Annotated in this window: 21 protein-coding genes; 5 read left to right on the top strand and 16 right to left on the bottom strand. The window is 40.5% G+C overall.

Annotated elements, in window-relative coordinates; genetic code table 11:
• Nucleotides 1-470: 470 nt before the first annotated feature.
• Nucleotides 471-1328, bottom strand: a complete 858-nt coding sequence (locus tag R0J88_RS15210; RefSeq protein ID WP_006794254.1) for a tetratricopeptide repeat protein — start codon at nt 1326-1328, stop codon at nt 471-473.
• A gap of 112 nt (nt 1329-1440) precedes the next feature.
• Between R0J88_RS15210 and R0J88_RS15205 the strand changes: the two genes are divergently transcribed.
• The gene (locus R0J88_RS15205) at nt 1441-2754 is read left to right on the top strand and encodes a M20 metallopeptidase family protein (RefSeq protein WP_410900321.1); all 1314 of its coding nucleotides are present in this window, start codon (nt 1441-1443) and stop codon (nt 2752-2754) included.
• Nucleotides 2755-2776: 22 nt separating this feature from the next.
• On the opposite strand, the gene R0J88_RS15200 is transcribed toward R0J88_RS15205, so the two are convergent.
• The 3 genes from R0J88_RS15200 to pomA form a co-directional block, all read right to left on the bottom strand.
• Nucleotides 2777-4717: a DNA topoisomerase III gene (locus R0J88_RS15200; RefSeq protein ID WP_410900320.1), complete on the bottom strand. Its 1941-nt coding sequence runs from the start codon at nt 4715-4717 to the stop codon at nt 2777-2779.
• Between the two features lie 159 nt (nt 4718-4876).
• A complete protein-coding gene (locus R0J88_RS15195) occupies nt 4877-5797 on the bottom strand; it encodes a flagellar motor protein MotB (protein ID WP_006794258.1) in 921 nt (306 codons plus the stop codon).
• A 2-nt stretch (nt 5798-5799) separates the two neighbouring features.
• Nucleotides 5800-6567, bottom strand: a complete 768-nt coding sequence (pomA, locus tag R0J88_RS15190; RefSeq protein ID WP_008132143.1) for a flagellar motor protein PomA — start codon at nt 6565-6567, stop codon at nt 5800-5802.
• Between the two features lie 294 nt (nt 6568-6861).
• Between pomA and R0J88_RS15185 the strand changes: the two genes are divergently transcribed.
• The 4 genes from R0J88_RS15185 to R0J88_RS15170 all read left to right on the top strand — a co-directional run bounded on the left by R0J88_RS15185 (nt 6862) and on the right by R0J88_RS15170 (nt 12269).
• Nucleotides 6862-7104, top strand: coding sequence for an exodeoxyribonuclease VII small subunit (locus R0J88_RS15185; protein ID WP_006794260.1), 243 nt, complete (start codon nt 6862-6864; stop codon nt 7102-7104).
• 2 nt (nt 7105-7106) lie between these two features.
• On the top strand, nt 7107-7994 hold the full coding sequence (ispA, locus tag R0J88_RS15180; RefSeq protein ID WP_410900319.1) for a (2E,6E)-farnesyl diphosphate synthase: 888 nt from the start codon (nt 7107-7109) through the stop codon (nt 7992-7994).
• A 101-nt stretch (nt 7995-8095) separates the two neighbouring features.
• Nucleotides 8096-9958 carry a 1-deoxy-D-xylulose-5-phosphate synthase gene (gene dxs, locus R0J88_RS15175; RefSeq protein ID WP_039038405.1) on the top strand — a complete coding sequence of 621 codons (1863 nt, stop codon included), beginning with the start codon at nt 8096-8098 and terminating at the stop codon, nt 9956-9958.
• 199 nt (nt 9959-10157) lie between these two features.
• Complete coding sequence (locus R0J88_RS15170) at nt 10158-12269, top strand: hypothetical protein (RefSeq protein ID WP_410900323.1); 2112 nt, start codon at nt 10158-10160, stop codon at nt 12267-12269.
• 41 nt (nt 12270-12310) lie between these two features.
• On the opposite strand, the gene R0J88_RS15165 is transcribed toward R0J88_RS15170, so the two are convergent.
• From R0J88_RS15165 to thrB, 12 genes are all read right to left on the bottom strand, one after another.
• On the bottom strand, nt 12311-15397 hold the full coding sequence (locus tag R0J88_RS15165; RefSeq protein WP_410900318.1) for a diguanylate cyclase domain-containing protein: 3087 nt from the start codon (nt 15395-15397) through the stop codon (nt 12311-12313).
• Between the two features lie 36 nt (nt 15398-15433).
• Nucleotides 15434-15919 carry a phosphatidylglycerophosphatase A gene (locus R0J88_RS15160; protein ID WP_006794265.1) on the bottom strand — a complete coding sequence of 162 codons (486 nt, stop codon included), beginning with the start codon at nt 15917-15919 and terminating at the stop codon, nt 15434-15436.
• Nucleotides 15916-16890, bottom strand: coding sequence for a thiamine-phosphate kinase (gene thiL / locus R0J88_RS15155; RefSeq protein ID WP_006794266.1), 975 nt, complete (start codon nt 16888-16890; stop codon nt 15916-15918). Before thiL ends, R0J88_RS15160 begins: the two co-directional genes overlap by 4 nt.
• Nucleotides 16891-16975: 85 nt before the next feature.
• Entirely contained in the window at nt 16976-17386 is a 411-nt protein-coding gene (nusB, locus tag R0J88_RS15150) for a transcription antitermination factor NusB (protein WP_006794267.1), read from the bottom strand.
• Between the two features lie 15 nt (nt 17387-17401).
• Complete coding sequence (gene ribE / locus R0J88_RS15145; RefSeq protein WP_006794268.1) at nt 17402-17866, bottom strand: 6,7-dimethyl-8-ribityllumazine synthase; 465 nt, start codon at nt 17864-17866, stop codon at nt 17402-17404.
• Nucleotides 17867-17964: 98 nt separating this feature from the next.
• Nucleotides 17965-19077 (bottom strand): bifunctional 3,4-dihydroxy-2-butanone-4-phosphate synthase/GTP cyclohydrolase II, encoded by a 1113-nt coding sequence (gene ribBA / locus R0J88_RS15140; protein ID WP_006794269.1) that lies wholly within the window; start codon nt 19075-19077, stop codon nt 17965-17967.
• Between the two features lie 29 nt (nt 19078-19106).
• Entirely contained in the window at nt 19107-19760 is a 654-nt protein-coding gene (locus R0J88_RS15135; RefSeq protein WP_006794270.1) for a riboflavin synthase, read from the bottom strand.
• A gap of 4 nt (nt 19761-19764) precedes the next feature.
• The gene (gene ribD / locus R0J88_RS15130; protein ID WP_410900317.1) at nt 19765-20916 is read right to left on the bottom strand and encodes a bifunctional diaminohydroxyphosphoribosylaminopyrimidine deaminase/5-amino-6-(5-phosphoribosylamino)uracil reductase RibD; all 1152 of its coding nucleotides are present in this window, start codon (nt 20914-20916) and stop codon (nt 19765-19767) included.
• Nucleotides 20917-20918: 2 nt separating this feature from the next.
• Complete coding sequence (gene nrdR, locus R0J88_RS15125; protein WP_006794272.1) at nt 20919-21368, bottom strand: transcriptional regulator NrdR; 450 nt, start codon at nt 21366-21368, stop codon at nt 20919-20921.
• Between the two features lie 97 nt (nt 21369-21465).
• The gene (gene glyA, locus R0J88_RS15120; protein WP_006794273.1) at nt 21466-22722 is read right to left on the bottom strand and encodes a serine hydroxymethyltransferase; all 1257 of its coding nucleotides are present in this window, start codon (nt 22720-22722) and stop codon (nt 21466-21468) included.
• A 268-nt stretch (nt 22723-22990) separates the two neighbouring features.
• The gene (gene thrC, locus R0J88_RS15115) at nt 22991-24274 is read right to left on the bottom strand and encodes a threonine synthase (protein WP_410900316.1); all 1284 of its coding nucleotides are present in this window, start codon (nt 24272-24274) and stop codon (nt 22991-22993) included.
• A gap of 11 nt (nt 24275-24285) precedes the next feature.
• Nucleotides 24286-25221 (bottom strand): homoserine kinase, encoded by a 936-nt coding sequence (gene thrB, locus R0J88_RS15110; RefSeq protein WP_008132165.1) that lies wholly within the window; start codon nt 25219-25221, stop codon nt 24286-24288.
• Nucleotides 25222-25225 lie beyond the last annotated feature (4 nt).

Here is a 25225-nt window from a genome sequence, read left to right as displayed (position 1 = left end):
ACTACCTAAGTAGCTTGGCTGTTAGAACTCAATCTGTACGAGTGCCCACACAGATGATTGCTTTATATTGTTAAAGAGCGTTTGAGTTGCCTTAGCGACTCAAGGGAAGCGAATCTTACGCTTTCCTGTATTTTTGTCAACACTTAATTTTAAACTTTATAAAAATCTAAACTCAAGTTTTACTCGACTCACTAAGTGGTTTGCTTGCCTCGCTAAGCGTTGCCTGCTCTGCCGTCTCAGTGGGGTCGCATTATAGGGAGCCGCGAATTTAACGCAAGCCTTTTTTAACTAAAAAAGTGATTTAAATTGCACCCCAAGCAAGCGCACACCCTAAACACAAGTTACTCACAAAACCCTGTGTATAACTTTACTTTTTAAGCTGATTTTCTCTGCTTTAACATCTAAGAGTCATCAATAAAAAAGCACCTTTAATAAAGGTGCTTTTATTTAGCCGGACTTATAATCAGCTTTTAATATAAAATACTGTATAGCTTTCTACGATATTTAGCTGCGAGCGCATCGCCATCTGGTAGAGAAGCTATTATAGCTAAAAAGCTTGGTTTAGCTTCGTTATAGTTAAGGTCCTTTTGTAGTACTTTGAATAGCACTTCTAATGCCTCTTCTTTTCTTCCTGCCTCGTTTAATAAAGCACTGAGCTCTTCTTTAAGTTCTAAATCGTTCGGATACTTATCTACTTGCTGTTGCTTTTGTTGTATCTCTGGAGAATCTTTTGCATCTAAAGCAGCTTCGCATTTTGCTTTGATGTTATTGAAGTACGCATCTTGATCTTGCGAATCAATCGTTTCTATTAATGCTTGAGCTTCATCTAATTTGTGAATTTGAATACAAATATCTGCAAGCACTAATTTAATACGTACATTAGTATTATCTATTTCGTATGCTTGCTTTGCATAATTAAACGCTGCATTGAGGTCTGATTTAAGTAGAGCCTGCTTAGCTTGTTCTAATAGCAAATCCTGTTGAGCAGGTAAGTGCTTAGATAGGGCTTCCCGTATTTGTGACTCAGTTTGGGTACCTGCAAGCAAATCGACAGGGGCAGAGTCTTTTAATAGCACAAGCGTAGGCAGCGTTTGTAAGCCAACCTGTTGTGCTAATTGTGAAGCTAATGCTTGCTCTGCATCACAATCTAAATTTGCTATTACTATATGGCTTGTATATTCAGCCGCTATTTTATCTAAAATTGCAGCCTGCCCAATACAATCAGGACTTTGAGGTGAGAAAAAGTTAAGTAATACTAATTTTTGTTGTGATGTTTCTCCAAGGACCTGCTGAAGGTTTTGTGCATTAATACTTACTATATTACTCATTGAATTGATTGCCATACTTATCTATTTAGGGTTTTATATGGTGATTAACATAATAAATACAAGTCGTATAACTAAATCACTCGGCATACATAATCAATTAATGAGGCAAATCATGAAACTATCTTACCTTAGCGCTGCATTTTTATTCGCAGCTCCGCTTTTGCAAGCTAAAGGACTTGACCTAGACCTAAACAAAACAATGCCTAGTATTGAAAAGTTTTACCTCGATTTACATCAATCGCCAGAACTTTCATACAGCGAAAAAAAGACAGGTAAAAAAATAGCTAACAAGCTTAATATGCTTGGATTCGAGGTTACAGATAATGTAGGTGGGTATGGTGTTGTTGGTATTTTTAAGAATGGCAATGGCCCAACAGTTATGATACGCACTGATACGGACGGCTTGCCTATTACCGAGCAAACAGGTAAACCCTACGCTTCAACTGTAAAAGTTGTTGACGAGCATGGTGCAAAAGTTGGTGTTATGCATGGCTGTGGCCATGATATTCATATGAGCTCATTTATAGGCACTGCCGAGCAACTCATTACTCATAAAAATAAATGGAAAGGTACATTAATGATGGTTGCACAACCTGCAGAAGAGGTTGGAGGTGGAGCTAAAGCGATGTTAAATGAAGGTTTATTTAGTAAATACGCAAAGCCCGACCACGTTATTGCATTGCATGTTAGTGCCAGTGTCCCTGCTGGTAAAGTAACTATGAAAAATGAATACACCATGGCAAGTGTGGATTCTGTTGATATTAATATAAAAGGTAAAGGTGGCCATGGCGCGTACCCTCATACCACTATTGACCCGGTAGTTATTGCTGCACGCACAGTACTTGCTTTACAAACGATTACAAGTCGCGAACTTTCACCTTTAGAACCATCTGTTATAACAGTCGGCTCTATACATGGCGGCTCTAAACATAATGTTATTTCTGATGAAGTGAAACTGCAACTTACACTGCGTAGTTACAACCCAGATGTACGCAATGCGCAAATTGCTGCAATAAAACGCATAACAGCAGGTATTGCGCAAAGCGCAGGGCTTGATGAAAGTGATTACCCTGCTGTTATAGTTCATGAGGATGAATCAATTCCATCTACTTATAATAACCCTTCGCAAACTAATATAGTACGAAGTGCTATCAAAAATGCGATAGGCGACACAAACGTAGTTGAAACCCAAGCAGTAATGGCAGGTGAAGACTTTGGTCTTTATGGCCGTACCGACGAAAATATCCCAATTACATTATTTTGGTTAGGCGGTGTTAATCAACAGCAATACGCAAAAGCAATAAAAAACAACGAAACACTCCCTTCATTGCACTCAAGTAAATTTGCACCAGATTATAAAGTAGCTTTACCTACTGGTATAAAAGCCATGAGTAATGCGGCAGTTGCATTATTTAATACAAAATAAATCCCACTTAAGGGCTCAGCCATTAAACTGTTGTTGAGCTCTTTTTATAATTAGATTTTTTAAATGGTGCTTTTTTACTGCGCTTGGCAAAACGCTTTTTAGGCGGTGTTTGGGGCAGTTTTGAAAATACATGGCTATCGCAATTAGCTGCTTGCATTACAAAGCCTTCAAGCTCCACCAGCAGCGGTTGTAAAAATTGTTGGTAGCTCATTGCTTGTTGAGCAATGCTGCCTAAACTCGCTTCCCACTTTGCTGTTAAGTCAGGACTTGCTAAACCTTCAGGCAAAACACTAATTAATGCAAGGCCTGTTTCGGTAGCTTTGATTGTTTTGCCTTCACGCTTTAAAAAACGCCGTTTAAATAACAACTCTATAATGCCTGCACGAGTAGCCTCTGTACCTAAACCATCAGTATCTTTTAGTATTTTTTTGATATGTGGATCTTTTACATAACGGCTAATCCCCGTCATAGCACCTAGTAAAGTTGCATCAGTAAAATGAGCGGGAGGTGAAGTAAGCTTTTCGACTACATCACCTTGTGTACATACCAGGTCCATCCCTTTTTCAAGGTAAGGTAAAGTAGCCTCTTCTTTTAATTCTGATTTACCCATTAATACCTTAAACCCCAAACTGACTTCTTGTTTAGCGTTGGCTTTAAATAACCCACCAGCAATTGTCACCTCTGCTTTAGTTTCGTTATAAATATAGTCTGGGTAAAACTGAATCAAATAATGCCTACAAATAAGCTGATACACTTTTGCTTCATCCTTGGCTAAGCTAGCTGACTTTAATTGCTTTGCCGTAGGTACAATAGCGTGATGCGCAGCTACTTTTGCGTCATTAAAGCACTTACTGCGCTGCTTAGCATTTGCACCATTTACTAACTCCACTTTTTGACCGTCATTAGTTGCAATTGCTTTTAAAATTGAAGGTGCATCTAAATGATGTTCTTTAGGCAAATAACGATTATCTGAGCGAGGATAAGTAATTAATTTATGGCGTTCATAAAGTGTTTGGCAAATATCAAGCACCTGTTGGGCAGCCATACCAAATGCCTTTGCTGCATCTATTTGCAGTGTTGATAGATTATAAGGTAGAGGTGCACTTTGCTTTTTTTGTTTTTGTTCAAGCGATGTCACCTCTCCTGTTTGATTCGTTATACGCGAAGCCACGTTTTCGGCCAATGCTTTATTTAGCACTCGCCCCTCTTCATCTTGATAAGGTTCGCAAGCTTTACTCGGTACCCATTTTGCTTTAAATACCTGCTTCTCAGGAGTAACTAAACTAGCTAGCACCTCATAAAATGGTTTTGATATAAAATTAGCTATCTCAGTGTCACGATTTACCACTAAGCCCAAAATTGGCGTTTGTACGCGCCCAACTGAGAGTACATTACCAAACCCTGCTTTTTGTCCCGCTAAAGTATAAGCCCGAGTGAGGTTCATACCAAAAAGCCAATCTGCTCGTGAACGTGCAAGTGCTGATACACTTAATGGAATAAATTCCCGATTAGAGTGCATACTACTAAGCGCTTTTTTAACTGCAGCTAAGTTTAAATCGTTTATAAGTAGACGCTGAATACCTTGCTTTTTAGCTTTGCTTATTTTGGCTTGTTCTATCACTTCATCTACAAGTAACTGCCCTTCACGGTCGGGATCGCCAGCATGAACTAACGTTGATGCCTGTTTGATTAGCTTTTTTAAAATAGTTAATTGCTTACGAGTTTTAGGTTTAGCTTTTAACCGCCATTGCTCAGGTACTATAGGGAGATGTTCTAATTGCCATTTTTTATAGCGTTCATCGTAATCATCAGGTTCAGCTTGTTCTAACAAATGGCCAATACACCACGAGACACAATCACCATTTGCGACTTCAATGTAACCGTCGTGTTTTTTATGTGGTTTTGGGAGCGCATCTGCAATTGCACGTCCAAGTGATGGTTTTTCTGCGATGTAGAGTTTCATGTGCTGGCCTACAACTGGTTATATAAACAGTAGTTTAGCATAACTATTTTAAAGAGTGAGAGTTTTTGATTTATTGTCGGTTCAATAGATAGATACTGGTAATAATTTGTAAAACTTAAAGCTGGGCTACTAATTAAGCCCAGCTTTATAATTTGAGCATTATCTCACATCAATAGGATCAGACTCTTTTGCCTTACCTTGTAATATAGATATTTCAACTCGGCGATTCCGGCGTCGGTCTTCATTTGTCTCGTTAGGCACAAGCGGCCGAGTTTCAGCTCGCCCTACAACCATCATTCGTGTCTTATCAAACCCTTGAACTGTTTGCAATTCGCTAGCAACAGCCACTGCACGCTTAGACGACAAATCCCAGTTATTTACGTATAACTCATTTGATACCTGAAAATCATCTGTATGCCCTGATACTGTAATTTCACCTGGTACGTCTTTTAAAAGTTCGCCAATGTCTTGAATAATCGGTTTAAACTTAGGTTGTAAAAAAGCACTGCCCGAAGGAAACGAGCCATTTTCTCTAATACGAATAATAATTTGCTGACCTAATGATTCAAGTTCTATTGCACCATCTATTATTTGCCTTTCTAACTGCTGCGCTATTTTTTTAACCAGCTCATTTGTTTGCTCTTGATCTGCAGCGGATATTGCTTGTTCTGATGACTGCTCTTGTGAGGTACTTCTAGATTCACCGCCACGTTTATCGCCTCGCTGTTCTTGCCTGCCGCCCGCTGAACTTTCATCACCAGCCTGAAACTCTAGCATTTGCTGGGTCATTTCAACGGTTTGCTGTTGAATAGTTTCAATGGGTGTAGGCTCTGGCTTACCTGGGGTAAATTCCATAGCGATAACCGATGTCCCTTTTGGGATATCTTTAACTTCGATTTTATTTTGCACACCAAAAGCAAACTTCATAGAACCTGCAATTTGCTTGAATTTAAGTACATCCATTTCTGAGAATGCCAATAAGAGTACAAAAAAGCACATTAATAGCGACATTAAATCAGCAAATGTACCCATCCAAGCAGGCAAACCGGGGGGTGGGCATTTGCACTCTTCATCAGACATGGTTACTCCTCGGTATCAACTTTACGTTTAGACTCAGCCAAGTAGTTTTTCAAAATACCTTCAATAACTTTGGGGTTTTGACCATCTTGAATTCCTAAAATAGCATCAAGAATCAAACGCTGATTCATCGCTTCTTCGTCTTTACGCAGCTCGAGTTTTACCTGAATCGGAATTGCTACTACATTCGCCAAAAATGCACCATACAGAGTGGTCAATAGTGCCACGGCCATTGCAGGTCCGATAGCTTTGGGGTCGTCCATGTTTGATAACATGGCAACGAGGCCTATCAATGTACCAATCATTCCCATTGCGGGAGCTATGTCGGCAAGTGCTTTAAATAAGCCAGCACCTAGTTCATGACGGGTGGTGGTTAGGGAAATATCTTTTTGAAGTGTAGCGCGCACAACATCTGCGTCATGACCGTCAACAAGCATGTCAACGCCTTTACGCATAAATGGGTTTGGGATTTCAGCTTCTTCGAGTGCTAAAAAGCCACCTTTACGAGCAGAATCCGCAAGCTCTACTGCTTTTTCTATTAACTCTTCTGGCGACTCAATTTTAAACATGAATGCCTTACCAACAACCTTACCTATCCCTAAAAACTGAGACATAGTGAAGTTTGATAAAACAATAAACAGCGAGCCACCAAATACAATTACACTTGAAGGCGCATCGGCAAACATGCCCATTTCACCGCTACTACTCATAAACATAGACATGACAATTAAGCCTATTGCGCCTAGGATCCCTATTATGGTTGCTAAATCCACATTTCCTCCAGAGATTTCATGTTTAAATGCCTTATCATAAACTTTTTATTATTAACTGCTTATCGGCAACATACTGAATTGCTTAAGTCATTTTTGTAAATAAACATAAAAGTTATATTTATTATTTTATATCAAGTTAGGCGCACTGCCTAATTATCGAGTTTTCCTGACTAATAGCACTGATTAACACGCGATTAATCGCGCTAAATGTAAAAAACTCATATCATCCTTTGACCTAGTTTAGCATTCCCCCTAAAATTGGCTCCTAAATTTATCATGTAAGCTGAAATAAAGATGGCGACTAAAAAACCTGAAAACTTAAGTTTCGAAAAAGCACTAGAAGAATTATCAACAATTGTTAGTGAAATGGAACAAGGTGATTTATCGCTTGAACAATCATTAAAGCAGTTCGAGCGTGGTATTGCACTCGCTGGTGCGTCATCTGAAAAACTACAGCAAGCAGAACAAAAAGTTTCTATTTTAATGGGCAATAGCGAAAAGTCAGCACTTACAAACTTTAATAATGATATGGAATAGTTGTGAGCATAAAAGACTATATTGAACGTGCTCAAATAGATGTAGCTACTACACTCAATAGCTACTTTGAACAACCGCTCGATAGCGATAAAACAATAAAAGAAGCCACTCATTACAGCTTATTTAATGGTGGAAAAAGGCTGCGCCCTTTTTTGGTGTACGCTGTTGGTGAAATGCTAGGCGCTAAAAAAAGTGACTTAGACGTTTTGGCTGCAGCCATAGAATGCATTCATAGTTATTCATTAGTACATGACGACCTACCAGCTATGGATGATGACGATTTACGCCGCGGCTACCCCACTTGCCATATTGTGTATGGCGAAGCGCAAGCCATTTTAGCGGGTGATGCATTACAAACTCTCGCCTTTGAACTTATAGCCACACATAACTTTAATTGCTCAGCGCAATCACAAGTAAAAATGATTGCTGCACTTGCACATGCATCAGGTATTGAAGGGATGGTTGCAGGACAAGGTTTAGACATTGCCGCAACTGACAAAATTGTTTCTGTACAACAGCTTGAGCGCATCCATAAGTTAAAAACCGGTGCACTAATTAACTGTGCTATAACACTAGGTGCACTGTGCAGTGAAAAAGCAGATGAACAAACTTTAGAAAACTTGAGCGTTTTTGGGTATGCTATAGGGCTGGCATTTCAAGTACACGACGATATTTTAGACGTGGAAGGTGACACCTTTATACTAGGTAAACCACAAGGCTCGGATATAGAAGCGAATAAAGCGACATACCCGGCGTTATTAGGTATGCTAGGCGCTAAAGAAAAGGCGCAAAATTTAATAACACAAGCCCACGAAGCGTTAGCACTTATTGATGCAGATACTACGCTTCTTGCGTCGCTAGCAAATTACCTTATTGAACGTGACCACTAGTCACAGTTTAAGCGTATTGCAAATAGCACTGACATTATTACTTAACATTCGTTGTTCACTCCCATTTGAAAGCGAATGTGATCGAAGGATATAAAAAAGCCATGACACTTGATAGTAGCAAGTATCCATTACTTAACTTGGTTGACAAACCAGCTCAATTACGAGACTTAGCGCAAGATAAACTTCCCGAGTTTAGCAATGAGCTACGTGAGTATTTACTTAACTCTGTATCGCAAAGTAGCGGTCATTTAGCGTCTGGTTTAGGCACAGTTGAGCTTACAGTTGCACTTCATTATGTATATAACACACCAGAAGATCGTGTAGTGTGGGATGTTGGACATCAGGCCTACCCGCATAAAATCTTAACGGGTCGCCGCGACCAAATGCATACTATTCGCCAAAAGGATGGTCTGCACCCATTTCCATTTAGAGATGAAAGCGACTACGACACATTCAGTGTTGGCCATTCTAGCACCTCAATTTCTGCAGCTTTGGGCATGTCAATTGCTGCGCAAAAAGAAGGCGCAGGGCGTAAAACGGTTGCAGTTATTGGTGATGGCGCTATTACTGCGGGTATGGCATTTGAGGCGATGAACCATTTAGGCGATGTAAAATCAGACATGCTTATTATTCTAAATGATAACGAAATGTCGATTTCAGAAAACGTTGGCGCATTAACCAACCACTTTGCGCGTATTCTATCTGGTAGCTTTTACACCAACATTCGCGAAGGAAGTAAAAAGTTACTGTCTGGCGTACCGCCTGTTAAAGAGCTTGCCAGCAGAATGGAAGAACATCTTAAAGGCATGGTTATCCCTGGTACGTTTTTTGAAGAACTTGGCTTAAATTATATTGGCCCAATTGATGGGCACGATGTAAACATGCTGGTTGATACATTACGTAATATGCGTAATTTAAAAGGCCCACAACTTCTTCATATAAAAACGCAAAAAGGTAAGGGTTACAAGCCAGCTGAAGCCGACCCTATTGGTTACCACGGCGTCCCTAAATTTGATCCAAACACATCTAGCTTGCCTAAATCAAAACCGGGCGCCCCTACTTTTTCAAAAGTATTTGGCGACTGGCTATGCGACATGGCGCAGCAAGATGATAAGTTAATGGCTATCACTCCTGCCATGCGTGAAGGCTCGGGCATGGTGCGCTTTTCAAAAGAACATGCTGATAAGTATTTTGACGTCGCAATTGCTGAACAACATGCTGTAACTCTAGCCGCAGGTTTTGCATGTGAAGGCTTAAAGCCTGTTGTTGCTATCTATTCAAGCTTTTTACAGCGCGCATACGATCAGCTCATTCACGATGTTGCATTACAAAACCTCCCTGTATTATTTGCCATTGACCGAGCAGGTATTGTTGGTGCCGATGGCGAAACACATCAAGGCGCATACGATCTCAGCTTTATGCGTTGTATTCCTAATATGGTTATTATGGCACCTAGCGATACTAATGAATGCCGCCAAATGTTGTACACCGGTTACAAAGCTAATTGCCCGGTTGCTGTTCGTTACCCTCGTGGAAGCGCTGGTACGGCAGATATTCAAAGCGATATGCAACTTTTCGAAATTGGTAAAGCAAATACAGTAAAAGAAGGTTCAAAGATTGCCATTTTGTCATTTGGTACATTGCTTGAAAACGCACAACTTGCTGCAAATGAACTTAATGCAACGCTTGTTAACATGCGCTTTATAAAGCCGCTTGATACTTCACTGTTAAACGACATTATTAAAAATCATGATGTAATTGTTACACTTGAAGATAATGCCATTGCCGGTGGTGCAGGCTCTGCGGTTAACGAATACTTAGCTAGCCAGCAGGCCAATGTTAAAATACTTAACTTAGGTATTCCTGATGAGTTTATTAAGCACGGCACGCAAGACGAAATGCACGATGAAATGGGCTTAGGCGAGCAAGGTATTTTAAGTTCAATAAGGTCATTTACTGCTTAGTTAATTATTTTAACTGTTTATAAAAAGGAGCCTGTTGGCTCCTTTTTCGTTTTTATCATTATTTTTTGCATCCAATTTAACTTTTAAGCCGTTATTCCTGTGAGGTTAACATGTAAATAATCAGTGCTGCTTAGTCTGTGCTTTATAAGCAAGCCCTTTATTTACCTAAATTTAATGGAATATTTAAAAGGTAAAAATGATGAATAATGCTAATTTAACAACTCATACAGCACAAAAAAACACATTGAAACACACGCTTAGTTTTTCAGCGTTAACACTTGCAGTATTAATCGGCATTACAGGCTGTAGCTCAGACGATGGTAAAAACGGCGTAGATGGTATTGCAGGCACCGACGGACAAAATGGTACCGATGGAACAAATGGCAACCCAGGCTTTGCATCAGCCACATTTATTTTGGCAAACAATGGAGAAACCAACACGGGTACCATTGATTTAATTGACCAAAGCGCTTCTAAATTAAAAACTTTTAACACAACAGCTAACGAAGGCGTCGCTTTTGATAGCTTAGGTAATTTATTACAAGCAAGCGACAGCGAAAGTGGCAGTATTAAAACTATCTGTCAGCTTGCTAACCGTGCTGATGGCAGCAGCTATGATGCAAATACTGATCGCGAAATAACAGGTGCTAACACTACGCTCGTAAACCCTAAAGGAATTGCCGTTGCACAAAAAAGTGGCCTTATTTTTATTGCTGACTTTGGCGCGATGCAGGTAACGACTTTTGGCGCTACAGCCGCGGGTAACGCAATGCCATTAGGCACAACCATAACAGAAGCTGCACCGTGGGATGTTGATTATGATGAAACAAATGACCGTCTGTATGTAGCACTTACAAATGGTGATGTAGCCGTTTACGATAATTTTGTTGGTGGTGAATTTGCCGCTATGCCAAGTCGTACAATTACCCCTAGCAATAATGATGGTACGCAAATATCTGTAAATATTCATGGCATTGTTTATGATTCAAATACTAATAAACTTATTTTATCTGATGTAGGCAGTGCCTCAGATGCAACCGATGGTTCGTTATTTGTAATCAATAATGCATCAACCGCAGATGGCTTAGTGAGCGTTGCACGCAGTATTGCCGGCCCAGCAACAATGCTTGGTAACCCGGTTGATATTAGCCTTGAAGGGAGTGACTTGCGTGTAGCCGAAAAATCAAATGATGCTGTTCTTGTATTTAGCAATATTTTTTCAGGTGAAAGCGGCGATATTACTCCTGACTTAATCACTTCAACTATTAAACCTGAGTCAATTACCAAACTGGGTATGCAAAATGAAATGGCTGATATTTCAGATAGTGATACCGCTAATATGGCGCTACTTGGGGTTGCTGTTAGCAGTAATCCGGGTACTACAGGTGAAACAACTGGGCAAATTAGTCGATTAAGTTCACAACTTAGCACAGAGATTGGCAACTATAATGCGGGTCAAACTATCGAGAGTGTAACTTTTGATAAAGCAGGTAATAGCTATACAACGTTCGATAACAGTACAACCTCTATTGGCGGTATTGCTATTTCAAATAAGGTGGCAATAAACAGAGATGGACAAACGTATAATACAAACCAAGACAGTATTATTACTGGAGCAAATACAGGCCTTATATCTCCTAAAGGTCTTGATGTAGCTTCTGATAGCGGTATGATTTTGGTTGCAGAAAATAACGCAGATACGCCAAGTATCTCAATATTTTCAACGTGTACCACAGGAGATGCAAGCCCATTAATGACCCTTACTTTTGCTAACGGTGCGCGTCCTTGGGACGTTGATTACGATGTAAATACTGACCGTGCTTTTGTCGCACTCACAAATGGAACCGTTGCTGTATTCGACGAAGTCAAAAGCAAGCTTATGGCTGGAAATGTAAATATTGCTGTTGAAGATAGGCTTATAACGCCTGCTAATGCTGGAACCGCGGTAGAAGCGCCAAGCAATATACATGGCATCGATTTCGACTCGCTTAGTGGCTCGTTAATTCTCTCTGATGTGGGTAGCGCCGCGGTTGCTGACGATGGAAAAATATATGTATTAAATAACGTGGCAATGGCATCGGGGTTGGTAAACATCAGCACCACGATTAGCGGCCCAAATACCCTACTGGGTAACCCTGTCGATATTATGTATACCGGGACAGATTTATACGTAGCTGAAAAATCAAATAATGTAGTTATGCGTTTTAACAATATTTTAAGTATTGCCGGCGGTGATATTAGCGCCGATGCAAGCACAGCATTTACGGCACCTGAGTCAGTTGCAATATTACCAGCTTGGCTTAATCAATAGCGTTAACCTCACCATACCTGACCAATCACTTTGGTCAGGTATTATCGCATCCACACTTTTATATCGGCCAAACCATTTTTCTGTAGCATACCCAGTTGCTGCTCTACATTAGAGTTTTGTTCAAACTCAAATGCATCTAGCTGCTCGTCGAAAGTAATATGCGCTACACCGTCACCACCGCGTTTTTTAACTTGATGAAGCGAAATGTCAGCTAAATTAATAGAGGTTTCCCAACTAATTACTTGCCCACCAAGTAACGGTAATGGGTAGAAAGACCAACCAATTGAGGCTGTTATATTTGTCATATTTCCGTTAGGTAATTGGAAAGAGTACTCTGCAATCGCTTTACAAAGCTCTGAAGAGTAACTGTCTATTTTATTGCACTTAAAGTCACGTAAAAGTAATAAAAACTCATCACCACTCCAGCGCGCTACGTAGTCAGAGCCCTGCGTACGCGAGTTTAATAGCGCAGCCATTTGCTGCAAACAGCTGTCACCTGCAATTGGCCCAAAGGCATCATTTATACGGCTAAAGTTATCTAAATTAATAATAACCAGTACAAGTGATTTCCCTTGGGCCTGTAATGACTGTGAATTACGTTGAAAATGCTCAATATCTTTTGGTAATTGATCAAACAAGAAACGACGGCTACGCAAGCCTGTAAGCTCATCGGAGTGGCTTACAAGTTTAAGTTGTGAGTTAACTTGCCCAAGCTTATCATTCGCTTGTCGAAGCTCTAACGTACGCTCTGTAATTAAACCTTCAAGCACTTCTTGTTTTCTGCGTTCTTGTGCTTTAAGCACCCAAAATACTAAGTAAAGAAGTAAAATAAAGCCACTGGTGATCAGTAATCTAAAGTAAATCGTTTCATCAAACCGCTCTGGCACAATAAACTCATACTCTACGTATTGCGCCTTTGACCAATCTTCACCTTGGCGTTTTGCCTCTAACTGAAATAAAAATGCCCCAGCTGGTAAATTGGTATAAATAGCCTCGCGGCGCGTGTTTGCATAACGCCAATCATTGTCCAAACCACTTAACTGATACCTAAACTCAATACTGTTTGGCGCGTAATAGTCTATCGCCGTATAGGTTAGTGTTATGTCTCGCTCGTCAGTTTCTAAAGTCGGCTTTTTACCTAGCGCAGCCGTTGTTAAATTACGCTCAGGAGTTGTAATTGTTTCAATAGTTGGTTTTAACGACAGCACCCCAAATAGCTCTACATTTTTAGGGATCTCAACAACACCTTGTAGGCTCGGATACCACATTGAGCTGCCCATATTGACAACTGCATCATGGCCTAAACCACTACAACACTGGTTTGCTTTGCCGTCAAGCTGGCGATCGAATGACGAAATCACCTCTTCTACTTTTAAACTTTCTATGTTTGTTTTGAACTGCGCCGCTGGCATTCTGTAAACACCTTTCATGGTGCTCACCCACACGTTATTTAATTTTTCGTCGTACTCTAAGCTAAATATAGAGCCATACGGTAACCCATTTGCGGCATCAAGCTGTCGCCATTGGCCCTGCGTGCTTCGGTAAAATAATCCATCATTAAGCGAGCCTATTAAAATACCCACGCCATCAATATGCAAAACACTTGTAATATAAGCACTTTCAAGTGAAGTTTGATCCCCGACCTTTTCGATACCGCGATCAGTAAAGTAATACGCACCTTTACTGGTACCTATGACACCAAAGTTTCCTTTGTCTAATACATAAGTTATAAATTTACTGCCTAAAAAGGCGTTATAAGCAAAGGGAGTTAAACCTGCAAAGTTGAGCCTGTAGAGCCCACGGCCGGTGCCAATCCAAAACCCGCCTTTACTAGAGCGGCTTATAGCAAAAACGGGATTATCACGCAGTGCACGCCCAGGCACACTATAGAGTTTATCGTCTTCGTATACGAACAACCCTCGCCCTGTGGCGATGTATACGCGTTCTCCATCAAACTGTAAATCGTGTACTGAGGCACGCCCATACTGACTACTTGGAATTAAGTTAATATAACTTTTATTCAAGTCAAAATAACCAACACCACTTTTATTAGCGACCCATAATTTACCATCTGGAGCTTGGCTCAGCGCCATAACCGCTTCAGTCATTTGTGAAACAGCAGCGTGCCTCTCTACTCGCCCTTCGTGAGCAAGCCACAACCCTTCACTGAAGCTTGCTAACCAAATATTATTTTTATCATCTCTAAAAATATCAGCAAACCAAATACTTTGATCTAGCTGGCTCGGCTCAACCCATTGCCATTGGCTGGATTTATCTCTGAATAACAAGCGCCCATAAGTGGAAATCCATAAACCACCATCGCTGTCACTCATAAATTTATACACAGCAGAGTTATTCGCGTTGGGTAGTGGAAAGGGCCTTAGCTCGTCGTCTAAATCTAAAAAGTAAGCGCCTAGCTCCGAAGCTAAATATAAATTCCCATTTAAAAATGCAAGATCATGTACGATCGTTTGAGCTAAACGCTCGGGTAACGATATTTTAGCAGTAAGCTCTAAACGCAGTTTGGCAAAATCGGAGGAGTTTTTAGTTAAGCGTAACAAGTGACGATCGTTTACAAGCCAAATACCTTCTGGCGAAAGCGCCATTTGGCTCACTGAACCCACTATTTGAGTTATAACGGTTGCATTAGCCGTTGGTAAAATAGCTTTAGACTGACCGCGTAAGTTAACTTGACCACGACCAACGTAATATAACCCGTTTGCGGCTATCCAAGTGCCCCCTTTGGAGTCTTCTAGAATATCCCTTACAGGGCCTTTAATGTTAAATGCCTGCGCTGCAAAGGTCGCTGGATTAATAACCACTAAACCACTTCTAGTACCAACCCAAAGTAATCCATTCGAATCGATTAAAAGCTTATTAATGCCATTGCTTGGTAAAAAAGCGCTATTTTGGGTATTGTAGTTTGTAAACGTAGTGCCATCAAAACGGCTCAAACCAAACTGTGTGCCTAGCCAAATGTAGCCTTGCTGATCTTGCACTACGCTTTTTAATGATTGTGACGGTAAGCCGTCTTTAATATTCCATTGTTTAACAACATAGTCAGTAATTGAAGCCCCACTTGGCATTGCGCACAACATCAGTACACACACCAGTAAAAATCGCATCATACGCTGCCACCTAGTTAAACTAATCAAATATAAACACTAAAAGGGTAGTAAACCTGCTTTTATTAATGCTTGCAAACAAATCAATGAAAAAATACCCGCTAACACGTCATCCGCCATAATCCCAAAGCCACCATGTACGCGTTTGTCTAACATACGAATCGGGCCTGGTTTTGCAATATCAAAAAAGCGAAAAAGTAAAAAGCCAACTAATAAAGTTTGCCAATTTAATGCTGCACCTATCATGGTGATGTAGTAGCCAGCGACTTCATCCCACACAATAGCAGGATGGTCATGCACACCCAGATCATCAGCTGTTTTACCGCATGCCCAAATACCAAAGACACTGATCACAACTGCAAATACTATTTGTAACCAGATTGGATAATGCATTGTTATAAATATAAATGGCAATGCTGCAAATGTGCCAAATGTACCCGGCGCTTTTGGTGCAAGACCAGTACCAAACCCTAAACCAAAAAACTGGTGTGGGCGTTTTAAGTTAAATAATCGGTTCTTATTCAAACCTGCTCCTTTGTAAAATGCTCAAAGCCCTGTTGCTCAAAGTTAAACATTTCACCATTTTGTAAAAGCTCAATCTTACCGTTACCACTTTTTATCTGCCCAATACAGGTAATATCCACACCATATTGGCTTAGCTTTAAATCAAGCATACCTTTATTGTTATCGGGAACAGTAAAAATTAATTCATAGTCATCGCCGTAGCTAAGAATAAACGGTAATTGCTTATTAAAATCTAAGCTTGCTTTCATTGCCTCTGATGTAGGAATACTCTCAACATTAATCTCTGCATTTACTTGGGACATTTCAAGAATATGTGTTAAATCGGCAAGTAATCCATCTGATACGTCAATAGCTGACGTTGCAAGCCCACGGATGACCTGACCCGCAGCAACGCGCGGTGTTGGGTAGTCAAATCGATTGTTTAAGTATTCTAAATGCGTAGGATCTATATTAATACCTTGCTTACGTGCTTCAATAGCAAGACCCGCGTCCCCTAAAGGACCCGTAACATAAATCCAATCACCTACTTTTGCACCACTTCTACGAAGTGCCTTACCTTCCGGCACGGTACCTTTTGCACAAATAGTAATGGTGAGTGGCCCTTGAGTGGTATCACCACCAATAATTTGTACATTAAAGTATTCTGCAATTTCATGCATGCCTTCAGTAAATTCTGCAATCCACTGAGAATCTATTGTCGGTAACGTTAGTGCAACAGATACCCACGTAGGTTCAGCACCCATTGCAGCTAAATCACTTAAATTAACAGCAAGCGCTCTATGCCCCAATGCGCGAGGAGAAATATCTTCAAAAAAGTGCACGCCTTCAACCAAAGTATCGGTTGTGACTGCAAGTTGGCAGTTTTGTGGAACAGTGACAAGCGCGCAATCATCCCCTATACCTAGGTTAACATCACGACGAGAAATACCGCGACCTTTAAAGTAGCGGTTAATTAATTCAAATTCCTTCATACACAAAAAAGCCGACCTATGCCGGCTCTCCTTTTAACGGTTATATAAAGTAAATCTCTGAAAGCAAAATCAGAGAAAAATACTATTACTTGCGTAAATGCTTTACAGCTTTATCAAGTACACCGTTTACAAATTTATGACTGTCTTCTGCGCCAAATATTTTGGCAAGCTCAATACCTTCGTTGATAGCAACTTTATAAGGTACATCTTCACGGAACTTAAGTTCGTAGCTGCTTAAACGTAAAATTGCTCGCTCAACCATATCTAAGTCATCAAATGGACGCGTTAAATGAGGTGATACTGATTCATCAAGTAGCTTGTAATTTACAGCTACACCTGAGGCTAAATCTTTAAAGTATTCAACATCAATTTTAGTAACGTCGTTTTCGATCAACATTTGTTGCTCGATGTCGGCAATTGCATTACCGCTTAATTGCCAAGAATAAACGGCTTGAAGTGCTAAGATACGTGCTTTACGTCTTGCTGCTGGTTTCACAAAAATTCCTTAAACTTAAATTTTATCTAACACATTAACCATTTCAAGCGCACCCAAAGCAGCTTCGCCGCCTTTGTTACCCATTTTGGTACCTGCGCGCTCAATAGCTTGTTCAATGCTTTCAGTGGTTAATACGCCAAATGCAACCGGTATATCATACTCAAGTGATACTTGCGCAAGACCTTTGTTTGACTCGCCAGCAACTAGGTCAAAGTGTGGTGTTCCACCTCTTATCACTACGCCTAAAGCGATGATTGCATCATACTCTTTTTTTGCCGCAACGCGTTTTGCCGCTAAAGGTAATTCAACTGCACCCGGTACATAAATCACAGTAATGTCGTCATCAGATACACCACCGGTACGTTTTAGCTCATCAACAGCACCTTCAAGTAGGCTGCTACCAATAAAGTCATTAAAACGAGAAATGACAATGGCAAATTTTTTGCCCGGTGCGTACTTATTACCTTCAATAATTTTCATTTGATAACCCTAAAAATAAGTTCAAGCGGTTGCGATTGCGCAAAATTGCTGCGCATCATACCATAATAATAATAAAATAGCCTAGTTTAAGCGTTTGCCTATTGTGGCTCAATGTAATCAATAACTTCTAAATGAAAGCCCGAAAGTGCATGGTATTTTTTAGGGCGACTCATTAATCGCATTTGCTCAATTCCTAAATCTGCAAGAATTTGTGAGCCTACACCAACAGTACGAGAAGTACCTTGAAATTTACGCGGTGTAACATTTTCACCAGCGTCTGCAGCAGCAAATGCTTTAACTGTTGCTTCAAGCTCTTCAGTACTTTCTTGTTTACCTAAAATGACTAGCACACCGTCATTTTTAGCTATGTATGCCATTGCATCCGATAAGCCCCAGCTTCTGTCTGCGCTTCTATCCGAAAGTAAAATATCGTTAAATGTACTTTGTAAATGCACACGCACCAAGGTTGGTTCTTGCGCTTTAATTTCACCCTTGAGTAGTACGTAGTGTAACTGACCGTCAATCGTGTCTTTGTACGTGACTAAGTCAAATTCACCATGCTCTGTTGGCAGTTTACACTTAGCCACTTTTTCGATTGTGGTTTCGTTTAAATTGCGGTATTCAATTAAATCAGCAATTGTGCCAATTTTAATGTCGTGCTCTTTAGCAAAAACTTCTAAATCAGGGCGGCGTGCCATGGTGCCATCAGCGTTTAAAATTTCAACAATAACAGAAGACGCTTCAAGCCCTGCTAAACGCGCTAAATCACAACCAGCTTCTGTATGACCTGCACGTGTTAATACACCACCTGGCTGTGCCATAATCGGAAAAATATGACCCGGCTGTACAATATCGCTAGGAACAGCACCTTTAGCGATAGCTGCTTGTACCGTGCGTGCTCTATCTGCTGCTGATATACCTGTGGTTACGCCTTTTGATGCTTCTATCGACATAGTAAAGTTAGTTGAAAACGCAGCGCCATTATTTTTAACCATTAAAGGCAAGTCTAGTTGCTCACAACGCTCTTGTGTCATCGTTAAACAAATTAAACCACGGCCATGAGTAGCCATAAAGTTAATTGCTTCTGCGCTAATATGTTCCGCAGCAATGATTAGATCACCTTCATTTTCTCTATCTTCATCGTCCATTAAAATAACCATTTTACCGGCTTTAATGTCATCTATAATTTCTTGTGCGCTGTGTAAATTCATAAATTCGCTCGTGTAAGTTGTCAGTTTCGTTATTTAATAAAGCCCGCTTTTGCGAGTAAGCTCATTGATATATCTGCGCCGGTTGGCTGCTCTGCGCCTTTGATAAGACGCTCTAAATAACGTGCAATTTGATCGACTTCTAAATTAACTTGAGTGCCTACTTTAAAGTCGGCAATCGTTGTTTGACCGCTGGTGTGCGGCACAATTGTTAATTTAAATTTATTACCTTCAACAGCGTTAACTGTCAGGCTTATACCATCAATACATACCGACCCTTTGTACGGTATGTATTTCATTAAACTTTCATCGGTTGTCAGCCAATATTCAGTAGCTCTTGCATTAGCTGTAATCGCCGTTATTGTTGCAATACCATCAACATGGCCAGACACTAAATGCCCACCTAAACGCGAAACCGGTTGCATCGCTTTTTCAAGGTTAACTGTTTGCCCTATTGAATAATGTGCAAAACCAGTTAAATGAATTGTTTCGTTAGATAAATCAGCGCTAAAACCATCAACATGTTTATCAACTACCGTTAAACACACGCCATTTGTTGCAATACTGTCACCCAGCTTTACGTCACTCATATCAAGGTCGGCGCTTTGAATACGAATGGCTAAATCGCCTTGTTTTTTTTGTAATAAAGCAATTTTGCCTGTGGCTTCTATTATCCCAGTAAACATAGCGCTACTCTTCTTTGTTAAATGATTTTAATGCGTGCTTTTTTAACGCGTTGATACGTAAATCGTCACCAATGCGAACACACTCATTAAAAGATAAATCGATAGTATCTTGCATACTCGTCAATTCAGGGAAGTTTACTAAACTTTTAGCATCATAGCCCATCAGTTTTGGTGCGATATAAAAAACATACTCGTCAATTAAATCAAGCTCGGTCATTTTCCCCGCAAGGGTTGCCCCAGCTTCCAGCCATATATTATTAAACTGATGCTTTGCTAGTGTTTGTAATACATCGGTTAAATCAACCTTACCCTGTTGCTCGCGCACCGCTATGTGCTTAACAAAATGCGGCCACTGCATTGAATTATCAACCTTGGTAGTAAATATAATTACCGGGTGCGCTATTTTAAATAGCGCAAGGTCAGGTGTTAATCTGTTTTGCGAGTCTATTATAACACGCACCGGCTGACGTAGCGGTAAGTTGGTTGGTAATGAATACGGTAACTCACTTGCTCGAACATTAAGTTTTGCATTATCAACAAGAACCGTATCGGCCCCCGTTAAAATGGCACAGCTTTGAGCGCGGTATAGCTGCACATCTTTTCGTGCAGCAGGGCCTGTGATCCACTTACTTTTTCCGTTTTTTAGCGCTGTTTTTCCGTCTATACTGGCTGCTAATTTACAGGTTACGTAAGGAAGCCCTTGCTCCATACGCTTAAAAAAGCCAAAGTTTAATGCGCGAGCCTGTTGTTCAAGCAGTCCATAAGCGACTTCTATTCCGGCGTCACTCAGTATTTTAAGGCCTTTACCTGCCACTTGCGGGTTGGTATCAACCATGGCAGCAATCACCTTTTTAATACCAGCGGCCTTAAGTCCTTCAGCACAGGGTGGCGTGCGCCCGTAATGGCTACAAGGCTCAAGTGTTACATAGGCAGTTGCACCCTGTGCTTTTTCGCCGGCTACAGCAAGTGCATTTACCTCTGCATGTCCTTGCCCTGCCAATTGATGAAACCCTTCACCTATTATTTGATTATCTTTTACAAGTACACAGCCAACATTAGGATTAGGCGTTGTGGTAAATCGACCTTTTTTAGCAAGCTCAATAGCACGCGCCATATATAGCTTATCGTGCTCGGTAAATGCTGATTGGCTGCTCATGCTTATTCCCCTAAACGGGCAATTTCTTCGCCAAACTCTCGTATATCCTCAAACGAGCGATATACTGACGCAAACCTTACATAAGCGACTTTATCTAACTTTTTAAGCGCTTCCATAATGCATTCACCCACCAAATGGCTTGAAATTTCTCGCTCACCCGTTGCACGTAATTGCGACTTTATTATATTGACTACTTCATCAACTTGTTCTGTACTGACGGGACGCTTCTCAAGTGCACGATTTAAACCATTTAGTAACTTATCTTCATTAAATGGTTCGCGACTGCCGTCTTGTTTTACAACACGCGGCATAACCAGCTCTGCCCCTTCAAACGTGGTGAAACGTTCATGGCAATCGTTACATTCACGACGGCGGCGAACCTGATGGCCACCGCCAACAAGGCGGGAATCTATAACTTTGGTGTCTTTTGCTGTACAAAATGGGCAATGCATAACTAAAGGTATCCGTTTTAAAAACAAAAAAGCCGCTAAAAAGCGGCTTTTATAATAGCATGATTGCTTATGTGATCTAAATTACCGTTTTACTTTATTAAGCGTAAACAGGTAGTTTTGCACAAATTGCTTTCACTTTTTCTTTTACTTGTGCTTGAACAGACTCATCAGCAATGTTGTCTAGTACATCACAGATCCAGCCAGCAAGCTCTTTAGATTCAGCCTCTTTGAAACCACGGCGCGTGATTGCAGGAGAACCAATACGTAAGCCAGACGTTACAAATGGAGAACGCGGATCATTTGGAACTGAGTTTTTGTTAACCGTAATGTTCGCATTACCTAATGCTGCATCAGCATCTTTACCCGTAATATCTTTATCGATTAAATCAAGTAAAAACAAGTGATTGTCTGTTTTACCAGAAACAACTTTGTAGCCACGCTCTTGTAATACGCTAACCATTGCTTGCGCATTTTTAACAACTTGTGTTTGGTATTCTTTAAACTCTGGTTGTAAAGCTTCTTTGAATGCCACTGCTTTTGCAGCAATAACATGACATAAAGGACCACCTTGGCCACCAGGGAATACAGCACTGTTAAGCTTTTTGTAAATTGCTTCGTCACCACATGCAGAAATAATTAAACCGCCACGAGGGCCCGCTAATGTTTTATGCGTTGTAGTAGTAACAACATGTGCAAATGGTACTGGGCTTGGGTAAACACCCGCAGCAATTAAACCTGCAACATGCGCCATATCAACAAACAAGTAAGCATCTACTTTGTCTGCAATTTCGCGAAACTTAGCCCAATCAACAATACCTGAATAAGCAGAAAAACCTGCGATAATCATTTTTGGCTTGTGCTCTAGTGCTAACGCTTCAACTTGTGCGTAATCAATTTCGCCAGTCTCTTCGTTTAGGCCATACTGAATCGCGTTATATGTTTTACCTGAAAAGTTTACGTGTGAACCATGAGTTAAATGGCCACCGTGTGCTAGGCTCATGCCAAGTACTGTATCAAGCGGGCTTAATAAGGCTTGGAAAACAGCGGCATTGGCTTGCGAACCTGCATGCGGCTGAACGTTTGCGTAGTCAGTACCAAACAATTCGTTTGCGCGGTCAATAGCTAATTGTTCAACCACGTCTACGTGCTCACAGCCACCGTAGTAACGCTTGCCAGGATAACCTTCCGCATATTTGTTAGTAAGTTGAGAACCCTGTGCTTCAAGTACGCGTGGGCTACAGTAGTTTTCAGATGCAATTAACTCAATATGCTCTTCTTGACGTGATGTTTCTTTACTCATCGCGTCAAATAACTCTGGATCAAAGTCCGAAATATTCATGCTACGTTCTAACATTGGGGGCTCCTGGGCAACGTGTATGGTATTTTTTAGAGGCTATATTGTACGCTTAAAACCGCACTTTGCCTACGTTCTTAAGTTGAGGATATTTAATCAGGGATTGAAACTATTTCACACCCTTTTTAAGATGATATTTTTAAATAACTTACATAATTATTTTAAATGTTTTTTATTTATTACATTTAATTAGTTAATTAAAAAAGCTATTTCACGGTTTAAAATGTGCAAAAAAGCGGCCATAGCCGCTTTCGTGTTTACTTAATATTTAAGCTAACTTAGCCAGTATTTCTGTACGCAAAGCGTCGTAATCGGCGTTTATGTCGCTTGCAAGACATGGTTTAGCCAATGCGTCGCTCAATGGCTTTGGCATATCAAGCTCAATATTTAGTATACCTTCTACACTTTCTTTAAATTTAGCTGGATGTGCAGTTGCTAAAAAGATCCCCGCAGCACCCGGTGCTCGGTTATTAACTAAACCTTGATAGGCAATTGCTGTATGTGGCTCTGCAACATACCCTGTTTGATGAATATTTTTCATCACCGTTTGGGTATTTTCTTCATCAACACTAATTGAGTAAAAGTTGTCGTAACTAAACCAGTTGTTGTCCAACATAGTTTGCACACGTGGCCAGTTATTCGGCTTACTCACGTCCATCGCATTTGAAAGCGATTCAAGCGTTGCATTAGGCAACCAATTTTTATCAAGTATAAAACGAGGAACTGTGTCGTTTTGGTTTGTTGTTGCACTTAACTTTTCAACTGGCAACCCTATTACAGCGCCAATCATTGCGGCGCATACATTACCAAAGTTACCACTTGGTACAGAAATATGTGCTGTTGCACGCTTTTCTTTTGGCAGTTGTGCAATCGCTTCAAAGTAATAACATACCTGAGCGACTAAGCGGCTTATGTTTATCGAATTTGCTGAATTTAAGCCAAGTGTAGATTTAACTTCATCATCTAAAAACGACTTTTTTACAAGTTCTTGGCAATCGTCAAAACTGCCATCAACCGCGTAACAATGAATATTGCCACCTAATGTAGTAAATAGCTTTTGCTGAGCAAGTGAAATTTTTCCTTTGGGATAAAGAATAACCACATCAATGTTTGGTTTATTGTAAAATGCATGTGCAACCGCTGCACCAGTATCACCTGATGTTGCTGTTAAAATAGTCACTTTTTCACCTTGGTTAAACTGCGCTAAGCATTCAGCCATAAAGCGCCCACCAAAATCTTTAAAGGCAAGCGTAGGACCATGAAATAGCTCCAAGCAATAGGTATTTTCTTCTACCTCGACTAACTTAACAGGAAAATTAAACGCATTTTTAACCATGTCGGCAACAGTACTACTTGGCAACTCATCACCAATTAAATGGGATAAAATTTTGCTACTGCGCGTAACAAAATCCATATCAAGTAATGAGTCAACATCAGCCATAGGCGCTAACGATTCAGGAAAAAACACACCTTGGTTACGCCCAAGTCCTGTTTTTACTGCTTCAACAAACGACACTTTTTGTGAGTTATCTTTTAAATTATGTAATTGCATGACTTCTAATCCTATAAAACATTTAATTGACGCGTGCCGTCGTTATCTAACTTACAAATATGGCAAAAACCTTGCTCATTTATATAATTATCTTTTAACCATTTAGCGCATTGCTCGGCCGCTTCAAGTGTTTTACATACAGTAAATAAGGTAGGCCCTGCGCCTGAAATACTAACTACCTCAGCTCCAAGTGCGGGTAAACTTGCTTTCGCCTCGCTAAAACCAGTAATAAGCGGTGCACGGTAAGGTTCTGCTATTTCGTCTTTCATTATGCTTAATGCATCGTCAAAACGTGCTGTTAATAACAAGCTACTAAAAGAGGATAAACGCTGCGCAAACTCAACGCTTGCATGCATGCTAAGATCTTTTGGCAAAACAGAACGTGCTTTTGCTGTATTAAGCGAAAAGCCTGGAAACGCCGCAACGTAATACCAGTTTTCATCAACCGGTAGTTCTATAGATTTATTAGGAATTAAATCGCCAGTTAGCTGCAAACCGCCCAAATAACAGGGCGTAATATTATCGTAATGGCGTCCGCCACTTACAACTGCTTCAAAATCTGCCATCAACTCAATTAGCTGTACTTGACTTAACTGTGTTTTTGCAAACTTATCAAGCGCTGCAAATGTAGCAACCACCGAACAAGCGCTCGATCCTAATCCAGAACCAATTGGCAGGTTTTTTTTAAGCTCTAGCTTTACCGTAGGCATATCTGGTGCGACATGAGCTCTAAAGTGCACTAAACACTGATATGCTAAGTTTTCTTTCGCATCGCTTGGTAATTTATGAGCATATTCGCCTGAACAAACAAACTCATCACAAGGGGCTGCGCTAACAAGTGCTACATCCCCCAATAAACTACCATCAATTGGCGCAAGAGCAGCACCTAGCGCATCAAATCCAACTGCAAAATTACCAATAGATGCAGGCGCATATACTTCAATCATTTTC

Origin of the sequence: Pseudoalteromonas sp. SIMBA_162 (assembly GCF_046535955.1) — a bacterium.
Classification (GTDB): domain Bacteria; phylum Pseudomonadota; class Gammaproteobacteria; order Enterobacterales; family Alteromonadaceae; genus Pseudoalteromonas; species Pseudoalteromonas marina.
The sequence above is the reverse complement of the archived record's forward strand: the minus strand, read 5'-3'. Positions and strand labels throughout refer to the sequence as shown.

What these genes read in the sequence shown, in the direction of transcription:
- R0J88_RS15195 (WP_006794258.1), bottom strand. Translation starts at nt 5,797, where the DNA reads ATGTCTGATGAAGAGTGCAAATGCCCACCCCCCGGTTTGCCTGCTTGG.
- thrB (WP_008132165.1), bottom strand. Translation starts at nt 25,221, where the DNA reads ATGATTGAAGTATATGCGCCTGCATCTATTGGTAATTTTGCAGTTGGA.
- dxs (WP_039038405.1), top strand. Translation starts at nt 8,096, where the DNA reads ATGACACTTGATAGTAGCAAGTATCCATTACTTAACTTGGTTGACAAA.
- thiL (WP_006794266.1), bottom strand. Translation starts at nt 16,890, where the DNA reads ATGAAGGAATTTGAATTAATTAACCGCTACTTTAAAGGTCGCGGTATT.
- R0J88_RS15170 (WP_410900323.1), top strand. Translation starts at nt 10,158, where the DNA reads ATGAATAATGCTAATTTAACAACTCATACAGCACAAAAAAACACATTG.
- R0J88_RS15165 (WP_410900318.1), bottom strand. Translation starts at nt 15,397, where the DNA reads ATGATGCGATTTTTACTGGTGTGTGTACTGATGTTGTGCGCAATGCCA.
- ribBA (WP_006794269.1), bottom strand. Translation starts at nt 19,077, where the DNA reads ATGAATTTACACAGCGCACAAGAAATTATAGATGACATTAAAGCCGGT.
- thrC (WP_410900316.1), bottom strand. Translation starts at nt 24,274, where the DNA reads ATGCAATTACATAATTTAAAAGATAACTCACAAAAAGTGTCGTTTGTT.
- R0J88_RS15135 (WP_006794270.1), bottom strand. Translation starts at nt 19,760, where the DNA reads ATGTTTACTGGGATAATAGAAGCCACAGGCAAAATTGCTTTATTACAA.
- glyA (WP_006794273.1), bottom strand. Translation starts at nt 22,722, where the DNA reads ATGTTAGAACGTAGCATGAATATTTCGGACTTTGATCCAGAGTTATTT.
- nrdR (WP_006794272.1), bottom strand. Translation starts at nt 21,368, where the DNA reads ATGCATTGCCCATTTTGTACAGCAAAAGACACCAAAGTTATAGATTCC.
- R0J88_RS15205 (WP_410900321.1), top strand. Translation starts at nt 1,441, where the DNA reads ATGAAACTATCTTACCTTAGCGCTGCATTTTTATTCGCAGCTCCGCTT.
- R0J88_RS15210 (WP_006794254.1), bottom strand. Translation starts at nt 1,328, where the DNA reads ATGAGTAATATAGTAAGTATTAATGCACAAAACCTTCAGCAGGTCCTT.
- ribE (WP_006794268.1), bottom strand. Translation starts at nt 17,866, where the DNA reads ATGAAAATTATTGAAGGTAATAAGTACGCACCGGGCAAAAAATTTGCC.
- R0J88_RS15200 (WP_410900320.1), bottom strand. Translation starts at nt 4,717, where the DNA reads ATGAAACTCTACATCGCAGAAAAACCATCACTTGGACGTGCAATTGCA.
- R0J88_RS15185 (WP_006794260.1), top strand. Translation starts at nt 6,862, where the DNA reads ATGGCGACTAAAAAACCTGAAAACTTAAGTTTCGAAAAAGCACTAGAA.
- ribD (WP_410900317.1), bottom strand. Translation starts at nt 20,916, where the DNA reads ATGAGCAGCCAATCAGCATTTACCGAGCACGATAAGCTATATATGGCG.